This is a genomic window from Candidatus Aciduliprofundum sp. HYA1, from assembly GCF_056175085.1.
The window spans coordinates 184,794-199,751 of record NZ_CM149694.1 but is presented as its reverse complement, the minus strand read 5'-3'; the positions used below and the strand labels follow the sequence as shown (position 1 = coordinate 199,751).

At 47.2% G+C, this 14,958-nt stretch carries 15 protein-coding genes; 6 read left to right on the top strand and 9 right to left on the bottom strand.

Going from position 1 to position 14,958, the window contains the following annotated elements; all coding sequences use genetic code 11:
- Positions 1-25 precede the first annotated feature (25 nt).
- Both gcvPA and gcvPB read left to right on the top strand, forming a co-directional pair.
- On the top strand, positions 26-1,345 hold the full coding sequence (gcvPA, locus tag AC0S1O_RS01130) for an aminomethyl-transferring glycine dehydrogenase subunit GcvPA (protein ID WP_475393929.1): 1,320 nt from the start codon (positions 26-28) through the stop codon (positions 1,343-1,345).
- Positions 1,346-2,785, top strand: a complete 1,440-nt coding sequence (gene gcvPB, locus AC0S1O_RS01125) for an aminomethyl-transferring glycine dehydrogenase subunit GcvPB (RefSeq protein WP_475393928.1) — start codon at positions 1,346-1,348, stop codon at positions 2,783-2,785.
- Here the strand turns inward: gcvPB and AC0S1O_RS01120 are convergent.
- Positions 2,779-3,327: a UbiX family flavin prenyltransferase gene (locus tag AC0S1O_RS01120; protein WP_475393927.1), complete on the bottom strand. Its 549-nt coding sequence runs from the start codon at positions 3,325-3,327 to the stop codon at positions 2,779-2,781. The two genes, gcvPB and AC0S1O_RS01120, sit on opposite strands and share 7 nt — an antisense overlap.
- A gap of 81 nt (positions 3,328-3,408) precedes the next feature.
- Between AC0S1O_RS01120 and AC0S1O_RS01115 the strand changes: the two genes are divergently transcribed.
- From AC0S1O_RS01115 to AC0S1O_RS01100, 4 genes are all read left to right on the top strand, one after another.
- Positions 3,409-4,173 carry a TrkA C-terminal domain-containing protein gene (locus tag AC0S1O_RS01115; protein WP_475393926.1) on the top strand — a complete coding sequence of 255 codons (765 nt, stop codon included), beginning with the start codon at positions 3,409-3,411 and terminating at the stop codon, positions 4,171-4,173.
- Between the two features lie 63 nt (positions 4,174-4,236).
- Positions 4,237-5,553 (top strand): cation:proton antiporter, encoded by a 1,317-nt coding sequence (locus AC0S1O_RS01110; RefSeq protein WP_475393925.1) that lies wholly within the window; start codon positions 4,237-4,239, stop codon positions 5,551-5,553.
- A gap of 52 nt (positions 5,554-5,605) precedes the next feature.
- The gene (locus tag AC0S1O_RS01105; protein ID WP_475393924.1) at positions 5,606-6,379 is read left to right on the top strand and encodes an S-methyl-5'-thioadenosine phosphorylase; all 774 of its coding nucleotides are present in this window, start codon (positions 5,606-5,608) and stop codon (positions 6,377-6,379) included.
- On the top strand, positions 6,376-7,908 hold the full coding sequence (locus tag AC0S1O_RS01100; RefSeq protein WP_475393923.1) for an oligosaccharide flippase family protein: 1,533 nt from the start codon (positions 6,376-6,378) through the stop codon (positions 7,906-7,908). The genes AC0S1O_RS01105 and AC0S1O_RS01100 overlap by 4 nt, the downstream gene beginning before the upstream one ends.
- 3 nt (positions 7,909-7,911) lie before the next feature.
- Here the strand turns inward: AC0S1O_RS01100 and AC0S1O_RS01095 are convergent, their stop codons facing one another.
- The 8 genes from AC0S1O_RS01095 to AC0S1O_RS01060 are packed head-to-tail and all read right to left on the bottom strand — an operon-like array spanning position 7,912 to position 14,918.
- Positions 7,912-8,715 carry a transaldolase family protein gene (locus tag AC0S1O_RS01095; protein WP_475393922.1) on the bottom strand — a complete coding sequence of 268 codons (804 nt, stop codon included), beginning with the start codon at positions 8,713-8,715 and terminating at the stop codon, positions 7,912-7,914.
- Positions 8,712-9,653, bottom strand: coding sequence for a transketolase family protein (locus AC0S1O_RS01090; protein WP_475393921.1), 942 nt, complete (start codon positions 9,651-9,653; stop codon positions 8,712-8,714). Before AC0S1O_RS01090 ends, AC0S1O_RS01095 begins: the two co-directional genes overlap by 4 nt.
- Positions 9,650-10,495, bottom strand: coding sequence for a transketolase (locus AC0S1O_RS01085; RefSeq protein ID WP_475393920.1), 846 nt, complete (start codon positions 10,493-10,495; stop codon positions 9,650-9,652). Before AC0S1O_RS01085 ends, AC0S1O_RS01090 begins: the two co-directional genes overlap by 4 nt.
- Positions 10,496-10,534: 39 nt before the next feature.
- On the bottom strand, positions 10,535-11,620 hold the full coding sequence (locus tag AC0S1O_RS01080; protein ID WP_475393919.1) for a DUF763 domain-containing protein: 1,086 nt from the start codon (positions 11,618-11,620) through the stop codon (positions 10,535-10,537).
- A gap of 4 nt (positions 11,621-11,624) precedes the next feature.
- Positions 11,625-12,368, bottom strand: coding sequence for an RAD55 family ATPase (locus AC0S1O_RS01075; RefSeq protein WP_475393918.1), 744 nt, complete (start codon positions 12,366-12,368; stop codon positions 11,625-11,627).
- Positions 12,365-12,940 (bottom strand): hypothetical protein, encoded by a 576-nt coding sequence (locus AC0S1O_RS01070; RefSeq protein WP_015282864.1) that lies wholly within the window; start codon positions 12,938-12,940, stop codon positions 12,365-12,367. Before AC0S1O_RS01070 ends, AC0S1O_RS01075 begins: the two co-directional genes overlap by 4 nt.
- Position 12,941: 1 nt before the next feature.
- A complete protein-coding gene (locus AC0S1O_RS01065; protein ID WP_475393916.1) occupies positions 12,942-13,709 on the bottom strand; it encodes an RAD55 family ATPase in 768 nt (255 codons plus the stop codon).
- Positions 13,710-13,733: 24 nt separating this feature from the next.
- Positions 13,734-14,918: an MFS transporter gene (locus AC0S1O_RS01060; protein WP_475393915.1), complete on the bottom strand. Its 1,185-nt coding sequence runs from the start codon at positions 14,916-14,918 to the stop codon at positions 13,734-13,736.
- Positions 14,919-14,958 lie beyond the last annotated feature (40 nt).

The window sequence follows — 14,958 nt, the reverse complement described above, 5'->3', positions numbered from 1 at the left end:
TGGTGAGGTAGGCAATTCCCATCCCATGGACAGGGATATTGAGGATATGCTTAAATATATGGGCCTTGATTCCTGGGAGGCCCTCTTTGAGGACATACCGGAGGAGGCCAGAAAGGAGGGCATAGACATAGAGGGTATGGAAGAGTATGAACTTTACAGGTACGCAAAGAAACTTGCCGAGAAGAACAGGGATTTCTTCCACATGCCCAATTTTCTCGGTGCAGGCGTGTATTTTCATTACATTCCACCCGTTATACTGGCTCTTGCTTCAAGGGGAGAGTTCTTAACGTCCTACACCCCATACCAGGCTGAAGTGTCTCAGGGAATGCTTCAGGTTCTCTTCGAGTACCAGAGTTTGATGGCTGAACTGACAGGCATGGATGTTGCCAACTCATCAATGTACGATGCCTCCACATCCTTAGGTGAGGCAGCAAGGATGGCCTACAGGATAAATCGCAAGAGGGAGATTCTCGTTCCAGAGAACCTGCACTGGGAGAAGGAGAGCGTCCTGAAAAATTACATAGCGGGTCTGGGAATGAAGATAAGAAAGTACCCGCTAAACGAAAGGGGAATGGTTGATCTTGATTCCCTGGGTGAGATGATGGGCGATGATGTATCTGCCGTTTATGTTGAGAACCCCAATTTCTTCGGGGTCATAGATGAGAATGCCCCCGGGGTTAAGGAGATCATTGGAGCCAGGATATTCATAGTGGGTGTGAACCCCATAAGTTTGGGCATTCTCAAACCTCCTGGAGAGTACGGTGCGGATATAGTGGTAGGTGAGGGTCAGATTCTTGGCAATCCCATAAGTTTTGGAGGTCCGCTACTGGGCATATTTGCCACGAAGATGAAATATGTGCGCAAGATGCCTGGAAGGTTGATAGGTATGACAAGGGATAAGGATGGTAGAAGGGCCTTCACCATGACCCTTCAGACAAGGGAGCAGCACATTCGCAGGGGAAAGGCCACGAGCAATATATGTTCCAATGAGGCCCTATGCGCCCTGCTCAGCACCCTCTACCTTGCCTATCTGGGCTCAAATGGTCTCAGAGCCCTGGCAAAGAAAAATATGGATAACGCGAGAAAATTGATGGATAAGTTGAAGAATGCGGGATTCTCTGCTCCCCATTTCAATGCCTCCCATTTCAACGAGTTCCTGCTGGATCTCCCAGATAATCCCCACAGGATCAACGAGAAATTGCTTGAAAGGGGTGTGCATGGAGGGTACCCCATAAACGACGGATGCTTCCGGGGCATTGGCAATGCGATGCTTCTTGCGACTACCGAGATGCACACGGAGGAGGATATGAATAAATTTGTACACGCCTTAAAGGAGGTGCTCTGAATGTACAGGCAGGCAAGGTACAACGAGCCGCTATTGTTTGAGATGCAGGGTAGAGAGCATGGGAGCATAGAGGTGAATGTGCCTGAAAATTTGAGAAGAGAGAAATTGGAGATTCCAGACATACCGGAGTATGAGGTTGTCAGGCACTACACGAGGCTCTCACAGATGAACTACGGGGTGGATATAAACACATACCCCCTGGGATCCTGCACAATGAAGTACAATCCCCGCCTGAACGAGGAGATTGCAAAATGGTTCTCTTATTTGCATCCCTATCAGCATGAGAGCACCGTTCAGGGAGCATTGCAGATAATGTACGAGTTGCAGGAGATGCTTAAAAAGATAACGGATATGGATGGGTTCACCCTGCAGCCAGCCGCGGGAGCCCACGGCGAGTTCACAGGCATGCTCATTGTGCGTGCCTATCATGAACTGCACGGGGAGTTGGAGAAAAGAAGAAATGTCTTGATTCCAGATTCGGCCCACGGCACAAACCCCGCAAGTGCCGCCATGGCAGGATTCAATGTTATCGAGATTCCTTCAAACGAAAAGGGCATGGTGGATATTGAAGCGTTGGAAGCGGCTACAGATGATACCACAGCAGCGTTCATGGTCACGAACCCGAACACCCTGGGTATATTTGAGGAAGAAATTCTGGAAATAGCAAGGATAATGCACAAGAATGGAGCCCTGCTGTATTACGATGGTGCAAATCTCAATGCAATAATGGGCATAACCTCTCCGGGCATTATGGGCTTTGACATAGTGCATCTCAATCTGCATAAAACGTTCAGCACGCCCCATGGCGGTGGCGGTCCTGGAAGTGGACCAGTGGGTGTGAAGGGAGATCTTGTGGATTTTCTGCCCGTTCCCATTGTGCGCTATGATGGTTCCAGATACTATCTTGATTACAACGTGAAGCATAGCATAGGTAAGGTTCGTTCCTTCTACGGAAACTTCGGAGTCATTGTCAAGGCATGGGCATACATAAAGCGCCTGGGTGGGGAGGGGCTAAAGAATGCGGCGATCCGCGCGGTTGTGAACTCCAACTATCTCAAGGAACGCATAAAAGAGCATTACATTCTCCCTCACAAGAGTTTGAGGAAGCACGAATTCGTTGTCAGGCCCAAGAAGGCCCGGGCCCTTGATGTTGCAAAAAGACTCCTTGATTTTGGCATACATGCCCCCACAGTATACTTTCCCCTCATAGTGAACGAGGCCCTTATGATCGAGCCCACGGAGACGGAGACGAAGGAGAATCTTGATAGATTTGCGGATGTTCTCATACGCATAGCCAGGGAATCCGAGGAAAATCCGAAGGTTCTTGAGGAATCGCCTCATAATGCGGCCATAGGGCGTGTGGATGATGTTCTGGCCAACAGAAGGCCCGTGCTAACCTGGAAAATGTATGAGGAGATGAAAGACAAGTTGGATTACTGAGGAGAGTAGGGCTCGTAGAGCCCATGCTCAACTCCCAGAGAATCAAGGATCTTGCCAACGATGTAGTTCACCACATCCTCCACATCTCTTGGCCTGAGGTAGAATGCAGGCACGGGGGGAAGGATAACAACGCCCAATTTTGAGAGTTTGAGCATATTTTCAAGAACTATCGGGCTCAGAGGGGTTTCCCGGGGAACCAGCACGATTTTTCTTCCCTCCTTCAGAGCAACGGATGCAACACGTGTTATCAGGTTATCAGCTATGCCCGTGGCGATCTTTGATAGGGTATTTGTTGAGCAGGGAGCGATGATAAGAGCGTCAAATTTTGTGGTTCCTGAGGCTATATCCTCGTTCATACTGGAATTATCGTAAACCCTATTGGCAAGGGATTTCACATACTCCAAGGAGTATGGGGTCTCGTATTCTATTATCTTTTCTGCATTCTCTGAGATTATCAGGTACCTCTCAGCGTTGAGATTTTGCAGAAGCCTTATTCCCACGATGGCTCCCGAGGCCCCGGTTATGCCTATAATTATGCGCATAGAAGCATATCATCTTAAACCTTAATAAACTTTCAGCAAAATTTAATTATTCTCCCTCCTATATGTACTGGGTGATTCAGGTTGATAGCCCTCATATCCCTGCTCATCGTGATTCTCTTCTCAATAATCTTCGTTAGAATCGGAGCCGTTGCCCTGGAGATGACGGGGTTATCCAGGGAGGTGGCCACATTTCAGGCACAGAGCGCCTACACGGGTGTGGGATTCACCACCAGTGAGTCTGAGTACGTTATGTCCCATCCTGTGAGAAGGAAAATAATTCGCATATTGATGTTTGTGGGCAGTGCTGGAATAGCATCTGCAATGGCCATGCTCTTCCTGAGCTTTGTTGGGAAGAATGCCCAGGAAACGGTGGATAGCCTGATTTACCTTGCAATAGGCTTGATCTTGCTGTTCCTCTTTGCGAGGTCCAAACTGATTGACAGGGGATTGAGGTACATAATAAAAAGGGCCCTGAGAAAATTCACAAAGCTCCACGCCTACGATTACGAGCTCCTCTTGGGCTTATCCAAGGGCTACACCATCGGTAGGTTCAAGATAAGAAGAAACTCTTGGCTTGCAAAAAAGAAATTGAAGGATTTGAGATTGAACGAGGAGGGCGTGCTCGTTCTCGGGATAATAAGGAAGGTTGGGGGTGAGGAGAGGTACATAGGTGCTCCAAGAGGTGAGGTTCAACTCATGCCCGGTGATGAACTCATATGCTACGGGCCAGAAGAAACGATAAAGGAACTATCCCATAGAATCAAGGGAAAGAGGGGTGATGAGAAGCACATAGAGGCAGTGGAGAGGGAGAGGATAAGGGAGATGGAGGAGAAAATGGCCATATAAGTGCCTATGCCTCAGTAATACGTATATATGTAAATGTTATCACCCTAAATTAGGTGATGAAAGATGAATTTCAATATATCACTGGTGTTGCATTCCACGGTGGATGTGGTTGCCTACGTGGTTCTGGTTGTGCTGATACTTGGGATTATTGCCCTGCTCATAAGTAGGAGAACCCATATTTCATACATCCCTATTCTCATAATCTTCGGCATACTTGCCGGACCGGTGTTCGGTCTGATTGACAGAAAATTGGCACTGGCCATGTTCGAGTATGCCAGGGTTTTTGGCCTGTTTATGATCTTATTTGCAGAGGGATACCATCTCTGGCGTTCACTTCTTGTTAAGAACTTCACCACCATAGCCATACTTGATACCCTTGGTCTTCTGATAACTGCCTTAATTGCTGCCTTTGCCTTCTCTATGATCTTCCACCTGCCCTTTGCCGTTGGTTTTCTTTTCGGGGCCATAATCTCTGCAACTGACCCTGCAACGCTGATTCCACTTTTCAAGCAGCATCATGTTGACAGGAATATAGAGACGGTGATAGTTACTGAATCCATATTTAACGATCCCCTGGGCATAGTGCTGACCTCCGTGGCCCTGGTTTTTGTTATGCCCCAGGCTCCAAGCGCCCATATTGTTGAGCAACTTGCCACATACGTCACTCTTTACCCCGCCGCAATCCTTTATTTCCTCTATCAGGTTGGAATGTCCATATTTCTCGGTGTTGTAATTGCCTATGCCGGATATGAGGGTATAAAGAAGGTAAAATTGAGAAAATCTCCCTATGTGGAGATCTTGGCCATAACCCTGGCCTTCGGTGGATTTGTTCTGGGTGAGGTTCTGAATGCCTCTGGATTTCTCGTGGCCACTGTTATTGGAATACTGCTTGGGAATTACGACGACTTCTTCCATGACACCAGTCCTGAGATATCCCATGCCATAAGATGGCACATGCATTTCAACGACGTGCTTGCCATGCTTGGTACCATATTCATCTTCATACTCCTTGGAGCAAGTTTGAAGTTAAGCGTAATAACTCCGAGCGTTCTCCTTTACGGCACGATACTGGCACTTATAATAATCTTTGTGGCAAGACCTTTGGCCACCCTGCTTATACTACCTAAGTGGAAGTGGAAGAAAACATTGTTCATAGCCCTTGAGGGACCAAGGGGCGTGGTACCCTCTGCCCTTGCGGGTTTGCCTCTGGCACTTGGATTGAGGTACAACAATCCCCAGATGATCCACTGGGGCGAGATCATCCTCAGTGCAACTGTGATAACAGTGCTCGTGACGGTGATCATAGAAACCCTGTGGGTTCCCCTCCTCAAAAAGAAACTTCTGGAGGGCGATGGCTCTGCAAAGTCCCATAAATCTTGATTAAATGCATTATTTTTTTATCTTTTGAGCACATACTCTTCTGGGTGATACCATGCCTAAGATTGGTATAATCGGTGGTTCTGGAGTATACGGGGTTTTCATTCCAAAGAAGGGCGTGAAAGTCCACACACCCTATGGCTTACCTTCAGGAAATGTTGAGATTGGTGAGATAAATGGCGTGGAGGTTGCCTTTTTGCCAAGACACGGAAAGGGCCATTTCATTCCACCGCACAGGGTTAACTACCGGGCTAACATCTATGCTTTACATTCTTTAGGCGTTGAGAGAATAATTGGCATAAGCGCCGTGGGCTCTCTCCGGGAGGATTATAAACCTGGAGACATAGTCATAACGGACCAGTACATAGATTTCACAAAGAAGCGGGAGTACACATTCTACGATGGCCCAAAGGTTGTGCACATAAGTATGGCGGATCCATTCTGCCCAGAGTTGCGGAAAATATTCATTGACGTGGCAAAGAACCTCGGCTATCCTGTGCATGATAAAGGGACATACGTGTGCATTGAGGGACCGAGATTCTCCACAAGGGCCGAAAGCAGGATGTTCAGGCAGTTTGCGGACATAATAGGTATGACCCTCGTTCCTGAGGTGCAACTCGCCAGGGAACTGGAAATGTGCTATGTGAACATATCCACGATAACCGATTACGATGTTTGGGCTGAGAAACCGGTGACAACTGAGGAGGTGATGCATGTGATGAAGGAGAACGAGGAAAAGGTGAAAAAAATGCTGGAAGAGGGCATACCTAAGATTCCCGTAGAGAGAAACTGCCCCTGTAAGGATGCCCTGAAAGGGGCGGAGATATGACCGAGCATACTGGAATCGCAAGGAAATCGCTTTTTCTATTATCATACAACATTTTTGGGGGAGTTCTGGGTTATGTTACCCTATTCTTTGCCCTTAGATTTGTGGGTCAGTATGCCTGGGGTATTTATGGCTCAGCCCTTGGAATTGCCGGAATATTAAGTGTCATCTCCTCCCTGGGAGTGGATTCTGCCCATGTGAAGAAGGTCACCCAGAAAAAGGAGAAAGAGGAGTGTATGGGGGCATATATCCTCATAAAGGGATTTCTCGGACTAATATTCTTGGTTGTATCCTTCGGTGGATTTTACGTTGTTGGTAATTTTTTCGGTTATAAATTCGAATCTCCTTATCTCGAGAAGGCTGTCTACATAGCCATTCTCGGCATGCTTCTTTCCTCATTGGCCAATATTTTTAGAACAACTTACCAGACCAAACTTGATGCGAGAAAATCCGTTGTGCCTTTATTCGTGCAGGTGCTGGTGCAGGATATTTTGATAATAATATTTGCCGTGTATTACAAGATTAACCCTATGATTCCTATAGGATACATTGGTGTGCTATTCACCTATGCATATCTGATGGGGGTGTTTTTTAAACTTCTCATATATATTGGTTGGGCCGTTGGCGATGGTATATCTGTAAAAAGACCCAGTTACTCTTTGGTTAGAGAGTACGTTCTCTTTGCCATACCACTCGCCCTGCTGGGAGTTGTTGGCACGATCCAGGCCTATACAGACAGAACAATGCTTCAGTTCTTCTGGAATAGTGCAGAGGTGGGAGGCTATTTCTCCGTGCAGAAGATTGCCCTTTTTGTCACATATTTCGGAGGATCTGTATCATTTTTCCTTTATCCAGCCCAATCTTCCTATTATGAGAGCAGAAACCATTATCAGTTCTTCAAGGTCACTTCAAAGGCAGAGCGCTATCTCTCCCTGATCTCAGCACCATTTGTTATGTTCACCGTAGCCATGGCCCCCGAGATTTTGAATATATTCCGCTCATCTCTTATTCCATATTCCACCCCACTCATAATTCTGATCATATACGCGTATCTTGGAGTCATAAATAGACCCTACGGATCCCTACTCACCTCTGCAAACCGGCCCCACGAGGTTATGAAGGTTGGCATTATTCAGGCATCGGTGAATGTCGTTCTAAATACTCTGTTCATTCCAAAATCCATAATGGGTGTTCCTCTTTTTGGGTTGAGAAGCACAGGGGCAGCTCTGGCAACGCTTCTATCCTTTCTAATAGGATTTGTATTTTTGAGGTACAAGGCCTATAAAATCCTGGGAGTGAAATATGAGAGGCATATACTCCTGCATATCCTTGCGGGAGGTGTAGCGGCACTTGTTATATTTATCATAAAAATTCATGTGCCCCTTCTATCGTGGTACTCTGTGGTTGGCTCCTTCATACTGTTTGCTATGATATATGTTGGAATTCTTTATCTCCTCGGAGAATTTGGTAGAGAAGAAATAAATTTTGTGCTCAGAATGTTCAATATAAATCTAAAAAGGGATAAAACCTAAAATTTATTTGAAAACCTCTTTGTAGCCCGCCTTCTCTGCATCCTCACTGAACTTCTTCACTCCCTCTTCCGTCTTGGGATGTAGAAGCATGCTCTCCAGAACGGCAAATGGAATTGTTGCAATGTCAGCGCCGCTGATCGCAGCCTCCCGCACCTGCCTTGCATTGCGGATGCTGGAAGCAATGACCTCCGTTTCATAATCGTAATTTTCCAGTATGATTACCGTTTTTTCAACGAGATCGGAGCCGCTTTTTATACCGTTGTCGTCAACGCCCTTTCCATCCCAGGGATAGTAATCGCCCTTCTGAAAATCCCTGCCAGCCACAAGCCCAAGTTTTGTGGTACGAATGTAATCATCTATTCTGCCTGCAAATGGGCTCACATACCTCGCACCAGCCTTGGCAGCCAACAATGCCTGCTCGGGGGTCATTATGAGAGTGCAGTTAACAGGGATTCCTCTCTCGCTCAGTGCCTTTATGGTTTTCAACCCCTCATAATACCCCGCATATGTGTTTATTGGGACCTTTATCACAACATTGCCCGCAATATCGTTGAATTTATTGTAAAGAATCTCGGCCTCACGAATCATATCTTTGGCTTTAACACTCATCACTTCGAGACTCACCGGCCTGTCCTCTCCGGCAACCCTCAAAATTTCTGCAATGTAATCTTCCAGTTTCATACCCTTTGCCTCAGTCTCCACCGCCTTGCGAATGAGCGATGGATTAGTGGTTATTCCATCCACTATACCCCAAGAAATCGCTTCCTTTATCTCTTTCAAACTTGCAGTGTCTATGAATATCTTCATTTTTTCACCTCCTTAATGAAAGAGAGCATCTCCTTCGCTATCCCTTTATCGTCCATTCCGTAATATTCGAGGAGAGCGTTCCACTTCCCACTTCTACCGAATACATCCTTCATTCCGTGTCTTCTCATAGGTACAGGGTAATTCTCCACGAGCACCTCTGCAACCGCCGAGCCAAGACCATTGTAAATATTGTGGTCCTCCACAGTCATTATCATTCCAGTTTCTCTCGCTGCCTTCACTATCATATCAACATCTATCGGCTTGATGGTGCTTATGTTGATGACCCGCACGTCCAGCCCCTCCTTTTTGAGAATCTCTGCTGCCAGAAGAGAGTATGATACCTCAATACCCGTGGCGATTATCGTGGCATCATCTCCATCTCTCATCACTCGAGCCTTTCCAAACTCAAACTCTCCTTCGGTTAGATTAGGCAATGCCGTCCTTGTTAAGCGAACATAGAATGGTCCTGGTTCCGAGGCAACGAATCTTATCACGCTGCGCACTTCGTTTGAATCCACGGGCACAATTACACGCATGTTGGGAAGGCCCCTCATTAATCCAATATCTTCAATCATCTGGTGAGATGCTCCGTCCTCCCCCACTGTCACTCCGCCATGCGTTGCCACAATCTTCACATTGAGTTTTGGGTAGGCAATGCTCTGCCTTATCTGGTCATAAGCGCGTCCTGTTGCGAAGACTGCAAAAGATGATGCAAAAACCGTCTTACCACTCCGCGCGAGACCGGCGGCAATGCCCATCATATTCTGCTCCTGTAAGCCAAGATTGAAAAATCTCTCTGGGAACTCCTTACCGAACATTGCAGTCTTGGTTGATGTGCTCAGATCAGCATCCATAACCACAATATCCTCACGCTCTCTCCCCAATTCAACGAGCGTGCTCCCGTATGCCTTTCTTGGAGACTCATACTCCCAGTTCATATTGATCGCCTCTCTTCCTCAAGTTCTTTCAATGCCAATTTATATTCTTCCTCACTCTGCGGAGGCTTGCCATGATACTTGGCGGTGTTCTCCATATAACTAACTCCCTTGCCCTTCACGGTATGCGCTATGATTACCGTCGGCCTTCCCTTCGTTTTTCTAGCCTCTTCCAGAGCGCGGATTATCTGAACAACATCATGACCGTTGATGGATATCACTCGCCAGCCAAATCCACGCCACTTTTCTTCAAGGGGATCAAGGGCAACCATGGTATCTGTAAAATCATCCAGTTGAATTTTATTGCGATCCACTATGGCCACGAGATTATCCAGCTTGCGCGTAGCCGCCGTCATTGCCGCCTCCCATACATTGCCCTCCTCTATCTCACCATCCCCCAGAATTGTGTAAACTCTGTACTCCTTTTCATCAAGTTTTGCAGCGAGTGCCATGCCGATTGCGGCGCTCAGCCCCTGGCCCAGAGAGCCGGTGCACATGTCCACGCCGGGAACCATGAGCGAAGGATGCCCCTGCAGGAAGGAATCCACCCTTCGGAATTTAAGAAGTTCATCTGTGGGAAAGAATCCACGCATTGCAAGTGCAGCATAGTATGCTGCGGAGGCATGCCCTTTACTCAGCACGAATCTATCCCTCTCTGGCCACTCTGGATTCTTGGGGTCAACGCGCATCTCGTGAAAATACAGCACGGCAAGAATATCTGCAGCGCTTAATGCCCCGCCGGGATGCCCGGATTGAGCAGCATATATCATCTTTATGCTCCAGGTGCGGATTTCATTGGCTTTCAGTTTAAGCTCCCTTATCTCCTCATCAGAAATATTTGTCATTGTTGAGGGTATTTCCGCTCGGTTAATTATAATTTTCGCCTAAGGTGGAACAAACCTCCTCAACCTTTGCAGCATCTCCAATTTCTCCTTCCTGCCCAGGGATGCCTCCTCTATGCTCATCTGCAAGATTTCTATGCTCTTATCGTATGCCTTCCTGTCCACGGGCTTTGGCACACCATCCTTTCCTCCAAGGGCAAAGGAGTATTTTACCGGATCTTTCCATGAAACTTCCGCACCGTATATTATTTCCGCTATGTAGGCAAGGGCACGAACCGTGGATGGACCTATACCCTTCATTCCGATGAGTTCTTCGTAATTTCTGGGTTGAATTTCGTATGCTTTAAACAGGGCATTCCAATTTATGTGCCAGGGCATTGTTAGCACCTTTACATTGGAGAATTCGTCCAACGTTTTTTGTCCCTTGGCGCTCACATCCGCAATCATGTTCCTCATCTTTTTTGGATTATCGCGTACCACGTCCACGGATATTTTTCTGGCCTCCTCGCTCACCCTTGCGCTCATATCAAGCACCCGAGATTCTATTGAATCTGCAATTATTCCCGTGCGAGGTTCGTTCACATAACTCTTAATTCCATATAGCCAGTGATAGCGCCTTGCGTACCTCCTCTCTGGATTCATGCCCTGCTGTATAACCACCCAGTTTCCATGCTCGTCCAGAATCATTGTGTGATGGTAAAGTGGATATCCATCCTGAAGCACGGTGTTGTCAACCTTGGCTGCCATCTTGCTTGCGTACTTTATCTCTTCAATTTTCTGGGATGAAAGTCCCATCTCATATCCCAGATTCTCAATTTCCAGCGGTGTGCTTCTTGATATTCGGCCCTTGCCACCCACCACCACGAGGCCGTCCTCCACACTTAACGCCTGCTTTAAGGCGCCCATGGTTACCGTTGTTGTGCCAGAAGAGTGCCAGTCAAATCCTATCACGCAGGAGAATGCCTGGAACCAGTAGGGATCTGCAAATCTGCGCAGTACCTCCCCTGTGCCATATTCATGGGCAATGATCCTAACTATCTCTCCAGACAGGCGAACCATTCTGCCAAAAAGCCATCTGGGTGCGTGGCCCGGATGGAGGGGCAGATTGGCAAATCCACTTCTCTCCATTTCCTCACTTCAGGAGCACTATTCCCTGCTCATTCACATCGTATTTGAATATTCCCACCTTCTCTGGATGGTTGCGCACCTTCTTGATAAGCAGGTACTTTTCAAATCCTTCGTCGCTCCTCTTCATCTCCATCTCAAGTATCACATCCACGATCTCCTCAATTCCTCCGTGCACTGAGCCCTTGTTTCCAGGGGTGAGCATGGTTATTAGAACAACACCTCCGTAGTACTGGGCGTGGGCCTTTATGGTTCTAAGTGAGGATATTACCTTGGTCTTCTCGTACCTGTTGAGGAAGAAATCTAGGGAGTCTATGACTATGCGAAATGGAGGTTTGAGTTTTGAAATCTCGTAGGTTACCTTGGTTAGGAAATTCACCTCCTTCTCCTCCCTCTTTCTTGCAGGTTTGAAGATCTCGTTTATGGGAATTCCCTCCTCTCGGTACTTGCTTATGACCAGTTCTTTTTCCAGAACCTTGTGATAGTACTCCACCCCAATGTTTATGATCTTTATGTTCGTATCCCAGCCAAATTCCTTCATCGTTGCAATTATGTCCTCATCTCTCTCAATGGTTGTGAAGTAAATCACGTTTTCCTTGGAAGCGCCAGAGGCTGCGAACTGCTTGGCAAAGAGTTCCGTGCCGGATCCTGGGGAGCCGTAGAGCAGGATTGTGTATCCCCTGGGAACACCACCCATAAGGGCCCGGTCAAGGGTGCTTATCCCTATGCTTGTGGTCTCATATACGCTCATCTTCCCTCCCCTCCAGCATCAAAGGCATCATCACAGATCAGATTCATCATGCTCACGATATCCTGGGTATTCTGCTCCTTCATGGATATTATGACCATGTAGGATTCCCAGCTTCTCAGGGATGTTACGAATATGTGCAGGAACTCGCTCAGAATCTTCAAATCGTTGTGTATTGCCATGGAATTTACAGAGTCGAGCACGACGATTGCCTTCTTGTCCCCGTATTTCCTGTGCAGGTAATCTATCTTTAGCATAACATTTTCAAGCATTGTTGGGCTTTCAATGTATAGGAACCTATCGCTCATCTCACCGGCATTGGCCATCAGGTGGGATATGGTATCAACGAAGAATATGCGGGATGTATCAACACCCAGAATTTCAAGGAGCCCTACAATGTTCTTGGAGGGCATGGTGGAGGATATGTAAAACACGTATAGATCGTGCTTTGTGGCAAATATATCAACTATGGCGCGAAGAGCGTCAAAATACGTGTTAACGCTAACGTAAAGGGCTAGGGATGACGCCGGTGGGAGTTCGTCAAGTTTGTCAACTATGCTTGAAGTAATGCTCATTTCAACGCACCTCCACGCTGCCTCCTTTCAAGAGGGGGGCAAGAAGTATTCCTATGGGGGTTAGATCGAGCACGTATTTTGCGCGGGAATGGGTTGTACCCCTCATCTTTATTACCTGTATCGTTCGAAGCAGATCTCCGCGCCTCTCAAGGTTGCCCATGAATATTATACCATCCGCAATTGCCTCCTCAACCCCGTACTGGGAATAGCCGGCGGAGGATGGAAGAAGTTCCGATACAAGGAGCGTGGTGCATCCCATATCAGATAGGTCCTTGCCAAGCTGGAGTATGAACTCTCTTATCTGCTCCTTGGATGTGAGACGATAGCATATTGAGGTTATGCTATCTATGACCAGTCTCTTTATTCCAAGTTCCTTCACCATTTTCACAATCTGGGATGCGAGAATGTTCACATCCTCGAGGGTAAATTCAAGTTTCTCAAGGCCGAGTTTGACGTATATCTCCTGGAGGTCCACGAATATGAGTTTCTTCTCTTCAATGAGACGCATGTCAAAGAATTCGTAGGTGCGCATATTTTCAATCAGTTTTTCCGGTACCTCTGTGACTGATATGTACATTGAGCGTTCACCCATAAGCGCGCCCCTAACAAGGAACTCCAAACTCAAGGTGGTTTTTCCCGTCCCGCAGGATCCGGTTACAAGGATGGTATTGCCCCTCGGAATTCCCCCGTTGAGCACATTATCCAAACCTTCGATTCCGGTCTTGCACCTCTCCCTACCTGTTATCATTACCAGATAGTAAACCCTCATTCCTATATCTAATTTTCTAAACGGCTATCTATTTTTCACGAGCAGAAGAAATGCCAGGATTCCTCCAAGGAGATAGAGCACGCCAGATAATGCGAACAACAACCACGGGGTTATCTGGTATATGTAGCCTCCCATGGCGCTTAAAACCATGGCGGATATGTATGATAGGAAAAGGAAAACGCCTGTGTACCTTCCCCGATTTTCTATGTTCACATAATCCGCTATCAGTCCGTTGCTTGCTGGCTGGCTGAACGCCTGGGATAGACCTATGAGGATTGCGTAGGTGAACAGGGCAACCGTGGAGGGAACTATGAAGACTAAGAGTGCCGCCGCTGCCATTAATTCACCCAGCATGTAGAACCTCTCTTTACCACGGGAATCGGCTCTCTTTCCAATGGGTATGCCAACGAGCACGACGATAACCGTGATCATGGCCATTGCTATGCCGTAGATGAGAGAGGAGGTGTATCCGTAGGCGTATTTCACAACGAAGTATCCGACCATGCCTCCAGCGGCGGATGTGATCATATTTATGAGCAAAACTCCCCTTGCACCCCTTCCCAGGTTCTTAAGGATCCTGAAACTCTCAATGAATTTCTCCCTGCTCTTCTTCGGTTTTATTGTCTCCTTAAGTTTTATTCGAAGCAGGGCTGCCATTATGGAGAGGATGAACAGCACGATGTATCCAATTCTCATGCCCGGCACCGTGCCGTAGGTGTAGATCAATGCCCCTCCTATTATTGGACCAAATATGCCGGGTATCATGGATATATTCGTGATGGCAAAACCCTCCGCTCGGCGATGGGAGGGTAGGGAATCCATCATCATTGAGAAAAGTGCGGGCTGGTAAAGAAGGGCCACATTTGAAATAATGAGCCCCACCACGATCCATTGCCAGGAGGGTGCCAGGGCAAATATGAGCGTTGAAAATGCCATTATACTCGTGAATATCACGATCACCTTTCTCCTTCCAAAGGCATCTGCCAGATACCCTCCCGGAATCTGGAGCAGGGCCATCATACCGAAGGTGAGAGCGCCCATGAGTCCGAGGATAACGTTGCTTGCTCCCAATGCGGAGAAGTAGATTCCGTTGAATCTCATGACCAGACTGTGACCGAAGTTGAGCAATATCCATGTGGTGAACAGAACCCCAATATTGCCCCTGAGAATTGTTCGCAGATCAGAGTACAGATTTTTCAGGCCATTCATTTGCATGTGCATGCATATGCTATTATTTATCCTTTCCGTG

Bases quoted from the DNA above. Each gene is read 5' to 3' on its own strand.
- AC0S1O_RS01105 (WP_475393924.1), top strand. From the start codon at position 5,606: ATGCCTAAGATTGGTATAATCGGTGGTTCTGGAGTATACGGGGTTTTC.
- gcvPA (WP_475393929.1), top strand. From the start codon at position 26: ATGGACAGGGATATTGAGGATATGCTTAAATATATGGGCCTTGATTCC.
- AC0S1O_RS01110 (WP_475393925.1), top strand. From the start codon at position 4,237: ATGAATTTCAATATATCACTGGTGTTGCATTCCACGGTGGATGTGGTT.
- AC0S1O_RS01100 (WP_475393923.1), top strand. From the start codon at position 6,376: ATGACCGAGCATACTGGAATCGCAAGGAAATCGCTTTTTCTATTATCA.
- AC0S1O_RS01075 (WP_475393918.1), bottom strand. From the start codon at position 12,368: ATGAGCGTATATGAGACCACAAGCATAGGGATAAGCACCCTTGACCGG.
- AC0S1O_RS01085 (WP_475393920.1), bottom strand. From the start codon at position 10,495: ATGACAAATATTTCTGATGAGGAGATAAGGGAGCTTAAACTGAAAGCC.
- AC0S1O_RS01060 (WP_475393915.1), bottom strand. From the start codon at position 14,918: ATGAATGGCCTGAAAAATCTGTACTCTGATCTGCGAACAATTCTCAGG.
- AC0S1O_RS01120 (WP_475393927.1), bottom strand. From the start codon at position 3,327: ATGCGCATAATTATAGGCATAACCGGGGCCTCGGGAGCCATCGTGGGA.
- AC0S1O_RS01070 (WP_015282864.1), bottom strand. From the start codon at position 12,940: ATGAGCATTACTTCAAGCATAGTTGACAAACTTGACGAACTCCCACCG.
- AC0S1O_RS01090 (WP_475393921.1), bottom strand. From the start codon at position 9,653: ATGAACTGGGAGTATGAGTCTCCAAGAAAGGCATACGGGAGCACGCTC.
- AC0S1O_RS01065 (WP_475393916.1), bottom strand. From the start codon at position 13,709: ATGAGGGTTTACTATCTGGTAATGATAACAGGTAGGGAGAGGTGCAAG.
- gcvPB (WP_475393928.1), top strand. From the start codon at position 1,346: ATGTACAGGCAGGCAAGGTACAACGAGCCGCTATTGTTTGAGATGCAG.
- AC0S1O_RS01095 (WP_475393922.1), bottom strand. From the start codon at position 8,715: ATGAAGATATTCATAGACACTGCAAGTTTGAAAGAGATAAAGGAAGCG.
- AC0S1O_RS01080 (WP_475393919.1), bottom strand. From the start codon at position 11,620: ATGGAGAGAAGTGGATTTGCCAATCTGCCCCTCCATCCGGGCCACGCA.